Raw genomic sequence first — 10,589 nt, 5'->3', positions numbered from 1 at the left:
GAAAAATAGAGTTCACCCAATCCCTGTTTATTTTTACGAGATTACCTCAAAGATGGCAAGCGCCGTGAGGGTGAATCACCTCAAGTTGATTTGGGAGGCCAGCCGGGACATTTCGTCAACAAAAGTATAAAAACATTCTTAAGGGTTCGTGCCAAGATAGTAATAACAGACTGTCGGTATTGAATTTTCCATGAAAGTCAGTGATTTGCTCAGACGTTATGAACAAGGCGAAATAGACTTTGCAGGGATAGACTTACAAGGTGCTGATTTGAGAGGAGTTATCCTGATTGGTGTTAACCTCTCAAACGCCAACCTTACCGGGGCTAATCTGAGTCGAGCCTTTTTAATTCGGGCGAAGTTAGAGGGGGCCTGTCTTCATCGAACAAATCTCAGTTTTGCCAAAATGAATGAGGCTTACTTCGGAAATGCCGATTTGACCAAAGCCAACCTCAGCGGTGCGTTTTTGGTCAAGTCAAAACTTCCAAATGTTCAGATGAGTGGGTCGATACTCGTCGGCGCCAATTTACGGGCCGCAATGTTAACAAATGCTAACCTTTGCGGTGCCGATTTAAACGGAATTAACCTGCGGGGAGCAGATTTAACCGGAACAAACCTCAAATGGGCGAATCTGCGGGGGGCGAGATTAACGGCGGCGAAATTGACGGGAAATTTATTAACTGGGGTGAATTTGCAGGGCGCTTGTCTCAACGGCGTAAATTTGGCTCTAGCCGAACTGGATGGGGTAAATTTGAGTCAGGCGAAATTAAATGGGGTGAATTTAACTGGGGCGAAATTGGTCGCAGCAAATTTAAGTTTTGCTCAAATGAAAGCGGCGCGTTTGAATCGTGCGAATTTTACTGGGGCGAATTTGGAAGGGGTTTGTTTAAAACGGGCGCATTTGAATTATACTCAATTCTCTAATGCAGATTTAAGCCATGCAGATTTGACCGACGCGCAATTAAAAGGGGTTCAACTGCATGGAACTTGTTTTACCGGGGCGATTTTTCCTGCATCTTTTCAAGAATACCTGCAACGAACATCTGCCAATAATTCGGTTTCTTCTCTATCCATCTCTCATCAAATGAGTGCGAGTTAAAAATTAACGGAGTGGTTGTATTAGATTGATGGGAAATCTAGAAAGCTGATTTTCACCCACTCCACCCAACCCAACCCATTGATACATTTTAAGCCCTGCTAAACTTGAAACACTCAGGTAAAATATCCACAACTCCCAAGCCGAACTCAAAATGACTTACTTCATATTGCAATTATGTTAGCCAATCAAGTGAGCAGTATTTACACTTTTAATATTAACGATTTTTCTTGGTGTTCTCAAATAGAAGTTATCGCTCCCGGTTAAATTTGAAAATACAGGTTAACGGTCTGCTGACCCCCATTCGCTGTTTCCCTTTGGCCCGACCCGTGACACTTGACAAGGTGGATAATTCGACCTGGGAATTCTCTGGAAATCGTTAAGATCAAAATATAGAGAGAGGATGCTGTAAAAATACCCTCTACTCCTAATGTGATCATTGTTGGAGGGTGGAACTAGATATGTTATCAGGTCCCAAACAAGACACCTACGAACGCAACGGTAAAGGTGACATCGAACCGACAAGCGTTGTCGAACAACCAACCCCGAAAAAACCCAAACATCGCTTTAAACGCCTGTTACTGGGGCTATTGGCGACCGGTTTACTCACGGTTCCTTTGGCCTTTTATTTGACGGGGAACCGGACTCAGCTTAAACCGGAAATGATCGAAAATCTCACCGTTCCCGTCGAAACTCAAGACTTAACCGTGCGGATAACCGCCAGTGGCGTGGTTCAACCCGTGCGGCGCGTTAACCTCAGTCCGAAAACCCAAGGGCGTCTGTCCCAGTTGTTTGTCGAACAAGGCGATCGCGTTGAAGCGGGTCAAATTGTCGCCCGCATGGAAAGCGGGGATATAGAAGCCCAACTGTTGCAAGCCGAAGCCGGGTTAGCCAGGGTGAAAGCCAACCTCAGCAAGCTACAAACCGGTAGCCGTCCCGAAGAAATAGCCGCAGCGATCGCCCGTTTAAATCGCGCTCAAGCCACTTTAGATGAATTACGAGCGGGGACTCGTCCCGAAGAAATTGCGGTGGCTCAAGCTAAACTAGATGAGGCTGAAGCAAGGTTAGCCGATGCCCGTGAGGGGAGTTTGCAAGATGAAATTGCCCAAGCGGTCGCCCGACTCGCCGCCAACAAAGCCGATCTGCAACTGGCCAGCGAACGGGTGAGTCGCTATCAGGCACTCAAAGATCAGGGGGCGGTTTCCGAAGATAGTTTGGAGGAATATTTGCAAAATGAACGCCGCCTGAGTGCGTTGGTTGATGAAGCCCAAAGGCGCATTGAACAGCTAAAACAAGGTCGGCGAAGTCAAGTTGAACGACTCGAGGCGACCGTTGAAATGGAACGTCAATCTTTGCGACAATTGCAAAATGGCGCCCGTTCCGAAGATATTGCCGCAGCCGAAGCAGAAGTTGCGGAAGTTCGCAGCAATTTGAACGAGTTAGTTAACGGAACTCGCCCCGAAGAAATAGCCGCAGCCCAGGCGGAAGTTCGGGAAGCCGAGGCGCAAGTTCGTTACTACGAAACTCAGTTAGAAGATACAAATGTTCGCGCACCCTTTGCGGGAGTTATAGCCCAACGTTATGCGGTAGAAGGGGCGTTTGTGACGCCTGCAACTTCGGCATCCGATGCGACTTCGGCGACTTCGACTTCTATTGTTGCTTTGGCAAAAGATTTAGAAGTTTTGGCAAAAATTCCCGAAGCTGATATTGGGCAAATAAAACCCAATCAAAAGGTTGAAATAGTAGCCGACGCTTACCCGGATCAAGTATTTGAAGGACGGGTACAATTAATCGCCCCAGAAGCGGTAAAAGAAAGAGACGTAACCCTATTTCAAGCCCGAGTAGAAATCATCACCGGGAAAGAAATATTACAGTCGGGAATGAACGTTGATTTAAAATTCATCGGCGAGAAACTAAACAATGCGTTAGTCGTTCCAACGGTGGCAATTGTTACGAATAAAGGAGAAACCGGAGTTCTACTTCCAGACGACCAAAACCAACCCAAATTTCATCCCGTAACCATCGGTTCAACCATTGGAAATCAAATCCAAATTCTAGAAGGAATAGAAGCAGGCGATCGCGTTTTTACCGAATTACCCGAAGGCAAAAAACTAGAAGACATCATCAAATAAATCAACTAAAAGTATACAAAACCCCCCCTGGCAACGGATTAAACTTGGGCGGAGATCATTAAACCAATGCCAAGAGCAAAACGGATAAATAATCTCAAAAACCCAACAAATAACCTATCCGTTACCATATCCGTTAAAAAAGCCAAAATCCAAAAAACCTAACCCAAACCCATCCGTTTCTAAAAGCCCAAATCTAAAAAAACCCAACAAATAACCTATCCGTTACCATATCCGTTACCATGAACTTTCTCGAACACATAAAAATGGCAGGTACAACCCTACTCGCAAACAAAATGCGAAGTAGTTTAACCATGCTTGGAATCATCATCGGAAACGCTTCAGTTATTGGAATGATCGGCATCGGAGAAGGCGCCCAAACCTTCGTAAACGACCAAGTAAACTCCTTAGGACCCAACGTTTTATTCATACTTCCCGGCAGTCCAGAAGCCCAAAGTCGCCCCGTTTATCCGCCCCAAACCCTCGTTTTATCCGATGCAGAAGCCATCGCTGAACAGGTTCCTTTAGTCGATGAAGTTGCACCATCATTAAACGGAAGCGAACTAATGACTTATCGCGGAAAAAACGCTTCGGCGTCTTTAATTGGAACCACTCCCGAATACCTTTCCGTGCGAAGTTTTGATGTTGCTCGCGGAAGATTTATTAGCGATTTAGACATAAAACGCAACGAACAAATTGTAGCATTGGGTTCGGAACTCGCCGAACAATTATTTGGGAATGAAGACCCTTTGGGGAAACAAGTTCGCCTGAAAGATACCAGCTTACAAGTCGTTGGAATTATGCAGCCGAAGGGGTCAACATTTGGCAGTAACGAAGATATGAACGCCTTCGTTCCGATTACCACAATGGCAAATCGAATCGTCGGAGAAACATCGCCCTATGGCACGCAAGTTACATTTATTTCCGTATCTGTTAAAGAGCAAGATAGCATGAAAGCGGCTCAATTTCAAATCGAAAATTTGCTGCGACTGAGACACAAAATTACCGACGAAGACGATTTTACCGTTCGCAACCAAAAAGACCTAATGAATACATTGGGACAAATTACCGGGGCGTTAACATTAGTGTTGGCGGCAACGGCAGCCATATCGCTTTTTGTGGGCGGAATTGGTATTATGAATATTATGCTCGTTTCCGTCACCGAACGCACCCAAGAAATTGGTCTGCGAAAAGCAATTGGCGCCTCTCAGCAAGATATCCTGACTCAGTTTATCATAGAAGCGGTAATTCTCTCGGCAGCAGGCGGATTACTCGGGACTGCAATTGGCGTCGGCGGGGTGTTTTTAGTGGCTGCTGCTACCCCGTTATCGGCCGGAGTTTCTCCGGTTGCTATTGCGGTTGCGGTGAGTGTTTCCGGCGGAATTGGTCTATTTTTTGGGGTGATTCCTGCCAAACGTGCGGCTAAACTCGATCCGATTGTTGCCTTAAGAAGTGCATAAATTAAATTTCATCTAATTTACCATGAAAACCTCTATTTCTACCTTACAAAACCATCAACAACCCCCCTCAAACCGAACAATTGTTAAGCTTGAAAATATCAAGAAAGTCTACGGAATGGGTGAGATAGAAGTACAGGCTTTAAAAGGCGTGAGTCTCACGGTTGAACAGGGGGAATATTGTTCAATTATGGGGGCTTCGGGTTCGGGGAAATCTACGGTAATGAATATAGTTGGTTGTTTGGACCGTCCGAGTACGGGCGCCTATTATTTGGATGGGGTGAACGTTGCTCAAATGTCCGAACAAGAATTGGCAAAAATTCGCAATATAAAAATCGGGTTTGTTTTCCAACAATTTCATCTATTAGCCCAATTAAGCGCCCTCGATAATGTTATGTTACCGATGCTTTATGCGGGAGTTCCGACTAATGAACGTCGGGAAAGGGCGAGAGAAGCTTTAGTTAGAGTTGGGTTAGAAAATCGGATTAATAATAAACCCAATCAACTTTCGGGAGGACAACAACAACGGGTAGCAATAGCCCGTGCAATTGTTAACCGTCCCGTGTTATTATTAGCTGATGAACCGACGGGGGCGTTAGATTCAAAAACTACCCAAGAAGTGATGGATATTTTTACAGAATTAAACGCCAGTGGAATGACAGTAATGATGGTAACGCACGAACCGGAAGTCGCCCGTCAAACCCGTCGTATTGTGTGGTTTAAAGACGGGGAAGTTGTTCACTCCCATCTCACCCCCGAAGATTTACACGAAGCCACTTTTTAAATTAATAAAATAATTCTTGTCGGGTGGGTGACAACCGATAACTTAACGGTTGGTTTCATCAACTTTTTATCTGTCACCCACCCTACTGGGTTTTTGGGATGTACCTCAGGTTTTTTGTCTCTGTCATTAATAAAAGAATTCTTGTAGGGTGGGTGACAACCGATAACTTAACGGTTGGTTTCATCAACTTTTTATCTGTCACCCACCCTACTGTGTCTGAAAAACCCAGTTTCTTTGAGAAACCGGGTTTTTGGGAGTCTCTATAATTAATAAATAAGGCATAATAGACCACAAGGGGGAAAATAACCGGGGTCATCTACCCCCAATCCCCTGTATCTCCATTGTCAGGGTCTATTGAATGTTGATTAAATCTCTCAATCAATCCCTTTCTCAACTTTCGGCGAAAATCCCCTTAAAAACGCTGTTGGTTGTTCCGTTTGTTTTGCAAATAGTCGGCACCGTTGGGTTGGTCGGATGGTTGTCTTTTAAAAACGGTCAAGAAGCCGTTAATAAGTTGGCAACTGAGTTACAAGAACAGGCGAACTCTCGTTTACAATTGTTCCTGGATAATTATTTTACGATACCCCAACAAATTAATCAAATTAATCAAGATGCGATTCAGTTGGGGTTAATTGATTTAGATAATTTATCAACACTGGGTTTGTATTTCGCTAAACAAATTGACGTGTTTGATGTGAGTTATATTAACTTTGGCGGGCTGGAAATTAATCAATTTATTGGGGTAAAAAATCGGGAGAATCTTCCCCCTCGAATTACCGAATTTTATCGCCAAGCCGCAGACGGGGATTTATATTGGTTGTCTTACACTCGGGACGAACAAGGAAACAAACAGAATCTTAACACTTTTATTGAAAATGCCGACCACCGCATTGAAGGTTGGTATAGCGATGTCGTTGACGCCGATAAACCCGTTTGGAGTCGAATTTATCAATGGGAAGATGAACCGATTTTATCGATTTCTGCAAGTTATCCGATTTACGATTCAAACAATCAATTTATTGGGGTGATTGGGGTTGATTTGAACCTCTCCGATATCAGTCAATTCTTGAATCAAATTAACCTCAGCGACGAGACGACTATTTTTATTATCGAACGAAATGGAATGTTGGTGGCAAATTCGGGGGAAACTGAATCTTTTATTGAAAAAAATAACAGCGTTCAGCAAATTTCAGCCTTGGAGAGTCCGAATCCAAAAATTCGCGAGATTACCCAAGAGTTATTGGAAAAATTGGATAACTTTAATCAAATTACCACCCCTCAACAACTTTACTTAAATCTCGACGATGAACGAGAATTTATTCAAGTTACCCCCTGGAAAACCGAATCGGGATTGGATTGGTTGATGGTTGTCGCCATACCGGAATCGGATTTTATGGCGCAAATAAACGCCAACACTCGCAGCACAATTATCCTTTGTATCATTACCTTAATTTTAGCCACAACCTTGGCAATTTTAACCGCCCGTTGGATAATTCAACCGATTTTAAAACTAAAAAATTCGGCGCTGGCTTTTTCCGAAGGAAAATTCGACCAAACCGTTGATGTAAATCGTTCCGATGAATTGGGAATTTTGGCGAAAACCTTTAACTACATGGCGCAACAATTGCAAGCGTCTTTCGCCAAATTAGAAAGTCAAAATATTGAACTCAAACGCCTCAACCAAATTAAAGACGAATTTCTCGCCAATACTTCCCACGAACTGCGAACACCCCTACACGGAATTATCGGACTCGCCGACTCTTTAATTGATGGTGCCACCGGAAATTTACCCGCCAAAACCACCGACAATTTAAGGATGATTGCCAATTCTGGACGGCGACTTTTAACGCTGGTTAATGATGTTTTAGACTTTTCCCAGTTGAAACATAATAAAATCGGACTTCAGTTAAAATCTTTGGGTTTGCGACAAATTGTTGATGTGGTTTTGATTCTCTCTCAGTCTCTCGTTGGCGAAAAACACCTAACTTTAATTAATTCCGTACCCGACGACTTACCGGGGGTTGAAGCCGATGAGAACCGCTTGCAGCAAATTTTATATAATTTAATCGGAAATGCGGTTAAATTCACCGAATCGGGAACGGTTGAAGTGACGGCTTTTGAGAAAATTGTAGATGAATCTCATCCTTTGATTGTCGTGACCGTTTCCGATACCGGAATTGGAATTTCCGAAAGTAAATTAGAACAAATCTTTGAATCTTTTGAACAGGGAGACGGTTCAACCGCACGTCAATATGGGGGAACCGGGTTGGGTTTGGCGGTAACAAAACAGCTTGTAGAATTGCACGGCGGCACCATTGAAGTTCGTTCAAAAGTTGGGGAAGGTTCGGAGTTTACTTTTACTTTACCCAAGGCGAAATCCCCCGTTCAACCCCTAGAAAATCATAACATTCAACCCGCACTGGTCTCAATACCTGTTTTTCCCTCGGAGTCAGAAACCCAATCGGAAAATTTTCCCGACGTTTTAATTGAATATAAGACAGAATTCAAAATTTTGGTGGTTGATGATGAACCCGTTAATATTCAAGTCATCGCCAATAATTTATCCCTACAAAACTATGCCATTACTCAAGCGACCAATGGGTTGGAAGCCTTAAAATTAATCGAAGAAGGATTTAAGCCGGATTTGATTTTGCTGGATGTAATGATGCCTCGCATGACCGGTTATGAAGTCTGTCATAAACTTCGAGAAAAATATCTCCACAGCGAATTGCCAATTTTAATGTTAACTGCAAAAAATCAAGTCGCCGATTTGGTCGATGGTTTGACTTCCGGGGCGAATGATTATTTGAGCAAACCTTTTTCAAAACAGGAGTTGTTGGCGAGAATTAAAACACACTTACACTTGCTCAAAATTAACAACGCTTACGGTCGTTTTGTTCCCCACGATTTCTTGAGATTTTTGGGACACGAAAGTATAATAGATGTAAAATTGGGGGATCAGGTTCAAAAAGAAATGACGGTGATGTTTTCCGATATTCGTTCCTTTACAACCCTTTCCGAGGAAATGTCACCCCAAGAAACCTTTGATTTTATTAATCGGTATCTCAGCCAAGTCAGTCCGATTATTCGCAAGCATAACGGTTTTATCGATAAATATATCGGCGATGGAATTATGGCGCTTTTTCCCCGGTCGCCCGAAGATGCGGTAAAATGTGCCATAGCCATGCAAAAACAAGTCAGTTTTTACAATCGACAGTTGCAACAGGAGGGTAAGGTTCCGATTAATATTGGCATTGGTTTGCATACTGGAACGTTAATGTTGGGAACCATCGGGGAACGAGAACGGATGGAAAGTACCGTTATCGCCGATGCGGTTAATTTGGCTTCCCGTTTGGAAGGGTTAACCAAACAATACGGTGCCGGAATTATTATCAGCGAAAAGACCTTATCTCGTTTGAGTGATTTTCAAAATTATGGTTATCGGTTCCTAGATCGGGTTAAAGTCAAGGGGAAGAATATTGCAGCAGGTGTGTTTGAAATTTATGATGGTAATCCCAAATCTCGACAAGCTTTGAAAATTCAAACCAAGTCGGATTTTGAAGAAGCGGTTTTCTTGTATCATCGCCAAGAATTTCAACAAGCGGAAGTTATTTTACAGCAAGTTTTAGCTGTTAACCCCGAAGACAAAGCTGCATTATTGTATTTACATCGCTGTCAACAGTCTCAACTTTTACAGTAACTTATCGATTCTTTTTTCTACCCCGCTTTTGTCTGTTTTTTATTCTTGATTTTCGATAAGAAATAGGTTGACTTTTGGGGGAATTCGGGGTAGGATCAGAATTGAACTGTCCGGGCTAACTCGCCCATACGCTTGACTTTCTATTCAATCAACGGAAACAAGGGTAAAATAGACCCAGTTTTAGATCGGATCTGAGATTTGAGCAATCAATCATCCCCCGCGATCGCACGGATTAATCAGTTGGATATCATTCCGAGGTTGATTAAAATTTCAATTTCCAAATTTTGAATTAGCGGTTGCGGCGCGTCGGAATTGGGGTTGACTTTTGGGGGGACGGGGGATAGAATGGAGTTGAACCGTTGGGGCCAACTCGCCCATACGCTTGATTTTTTATTCAACCTATGAAAACAAGGGTAAAATCGACTGAATTTGAGATCCGATCCGATATCCGACCCATCAATCATCCCCCGCGATCGCACGGATTAATCAGTTGGATATCATTCCGAGGTTGATTAAAATTTCAATTTCCAATGAGCAGTTGCGGCGCGTCGGAATTGGGGTTGACTTTTGGGGGGATTCGGGGTAGGATGGAGTTGAACCGTTGCGGGCAACTCGCCTATACGCTTGATTTTTTATTCAACTAACGGTGCAAAAAGGGTTTGTTTGGAGTGTTGGGCGCAAGAAGCAAGAAGGGCGCACTGCCATGCGCCCCTACGGGGAAAATCTGTTGCCTGTTGCCTATTGCCGGTTCCCTTACTAACGGGGTTGACTGGAAATCCGCTGTGATTGTTGGTTGTACATGGCCAGCAACACCTGACCGGGGTCAACCCAACGGCCGCCATATTTTAACCCCCAGTGCAAGTGGGGGCCTGTAGTCCGTCCTGTCATACCAACACGGGCAATTCTGGCACCTGCGGGGACAACTTGACCTTCCCAGAGTTGAATACCGCCACCCGCATCGATAAAATAACGGCCCTGGGCGTTTTTCTCCACCCGTCCCTGAACGTGACAGTAAATATGAGTCCACTGTCCCGAATCGATCGCAATTCCCGTCCCGCAGCGGCCATCTTCCCAGACTTCCACAACCGTTCCCGTCCACCAATTGCGAATGTAGCTACCCATCGGCGCCGCCAAGTCCAAGCCGTAGTGAAACCCGCTGGCCCGATAACCGAAACCGGATGTATATTCTTGAAAATTTTCCACCGGGAAAGATGCCCCCGACCAATCCAGTCCGGTGGCGACTTGATTGGTGCTGTATTCTCTGGCACTCACCCACTTTTGCGATCCAAACGGTGCCAGACTCAAACTAATTAACCCGGCTAACAGTAACATCCGTTTCGGACGAATCCAGTGTAGGGCGCCTTTTAGTCTTGACTCTGCCATTGGTGTCTTTCACTCCTCTTTTGAGTTATCGATTATCAGCGAT

Annotated in this window: 6 protein-coding genes; 5 read left to right on the top strand and 1 reads right to left on the bottom strand. The window is 44.1% G+C overall.

What is annotated here, in order from left to right; all coding sequences use genetic code 11:
• Positions 1-190 precede the first annotated feature (190 nt).
• The 5 genes from ACL6C3_RS20895 to ACL6C3_RS20875 all read left to right on the top strand — a co-directional run bounded on the left by ACL6C3_RS20895 (position 191) and on the right by ACL6C3_RS20875 (position 9,163).
• Entirely contained in the window at positions 191-1,096 is a 906-nt protein-coding gene (locus ACL6C3_RS20895; RefSeq protein ID WP_413160972.1) for a pentapeptide repeat-containing protein, read from the top strand.
• Positions 1,097-1,554: 458 nt separating this feature from the next.
• A complete protein-coding gene (locus ACL6C3_RS20890) occupies positions 1,555-3,225 on the top strand; it encodes an efflux RND transporter periplasmic adaptor subunit (protein WP_413160971.1) in 1,671 nt (556 codons plus the stop codon).
• 239 nt (positions 3,226-3,464) lie between these two features.
• The gene (locus ACL6C3_RS20885; protein WP_413160970.1) at positions 3,465-4,682 is read left to right on the top strand and encodes an ABC transporter permease; all 1,218 of its coding nucleotides are present in this window, start codon (positions 3,465-3,467) and stop codon (positions 4,680-4,682) included.
• 22 nt (positions 4,683-4,704) lie between these two features.
• Entirely contained in the window at positions 4,705-5,463 is a 759-nt protein-coding gene (locus tag ACL6C3_RS20880) for an ABC transporter ATP-binding protein (RefSeq protein ID WP_413160969.1), read from the top strand.
• A gap of 358 nt (positions 5,464-5,821) precedes the next feature.
• Complete coding sequence (locus ACL6C3_RS20875) at positions 5,822-9,163, top strand: ATP-binding protein (RefSeq protein ID WP_413160968.1); 3,342 nt, start codon at positions 5,822-5,824, stop codon at positions 9,161-9,163.
• 756 nt (positions 9,164-9,919) lie between these two features.
• Here the strand turns inward: ACL6C3_RS20875 and ACL6C3_RS20870 are convergent.
• Entirely contained in the window at positions 9,920-10,546 is a 627-nt protein-coding gene (locus ACL6C3_RS20870) for a M23 family metallopeptidase (protein ID WP_413160967.1), read from the bottom strand.
• Between the last annotated feature and the right edge of the window lie 43 nt (positions 10,547-10,589).

Origin of the sequence: Capilliphycus salinus ALCB114379 (assembly GCF_047276495.1) — a bacterium.
In the GTDB taxonomy this organism is placed as follows: domain Bacteria; phylum Cyanobacteriota; class Cyanobacteriia; order Cyanobacteriales; family Microcoleaceae; genus Capilliphycus; species Capilliphycus salinus.
Note: the sequence above shows the minus strand (reverse complement) of the source record. Positions and strands in the feature narration are given on the sequence as shown.

Coding starts and splice junctions, on each gene's coding strand:
- ACL6C3_RS20875 (WP_413160968.1), top strand. CDS start 5,822: ATGTTGATTAAATCTCTCAATCAATCCCTTTCTCAACTTTCGGCGAAA.
- ACL6C3_RS20870 (WP_413160967.1), bottom strand. CDS start 10,546: ATGGCAGAGTCAAGACTAAAAGGCGCCCTACACTGGATTCGTCCGAAA.
- ACL6C3_RS20895 (WP_413160972.1), top strand. CDS start 191: ATGAAAGTCAGTGATTTGCTCAGACGTTATGAACAAGGCGAAATAGAC.
- ACL6C3_RS20880 (WP_413160969.1), top strand. CDS start 4,705: ATGAAAACCTCTATTTCTACCTTACAAAACCATCAACAACCCCCCTCA.
- ACL6C3_RS20890 (WP_413160971.1), top strand. CDS start 1,555: ATGTTATCAGGTCCCAAACAAGACACCTACGAACGCAACGGTAAAGGT.
- ACL6C3_RS20885 (WP_413160970.1), top strand. CDS start 3,465: ATGAACTTTCTCGAACACATAAAAATGGCAGGTACAACCCTACTCGCA.